Genomic DNA, 327 nt, shown 5'->3' with positions numbered 1-327 from the left:
ACCAGATATTTCTCGCCGGTCTTCATCTGGCGATAATCGAGGATCGCGTCCTTCGTCAGCATCTCTTCCAGCGAGACCTTCTTCTTGTAAGAGCTGGCGAAGGTCGTCGTCAGATTGTCGAGCACGCGCTGGCGCATCCGCATCACACGCTCCATGCCCGCATTCTGGAGGAACGGGGTCAGCAGCCAGCCGGACAGCGTCCAGCCGACACCGTAGCTCGGCGTCAGCGTGGTGGGACCCATGTCGAGACGGCCGTAGATGAACATCCGCTTCTGCTGGTTCGACCCGTAGCGCGAATATTCTGTCATCTTGGCGACCGCGACCTGC

General features: G+C 59.9%; 1 pseudogene. It reads right to left on the bottom strand.

From position 1 onward, the window contains the following. Positions 1-327, bottom strand: a pseudogene (locus A3736_RS03655) (NADH oxidase); the annotation flags it as partial.

Origin of the sequence: Erythrobacter sp. HI0063 (assembly GCF_001635685.1) — a bacterium.
In the GTDB taxonomy this organism is placed as follows: Bacteria; Pseudomonadota; Alphaproteobacteria; order Sphingomonadales; family Sphingomonadaceae; genus Qipengyuania.
This window is presented reverse-complemented; position numbering and strand designations above follow the sequence as displayed.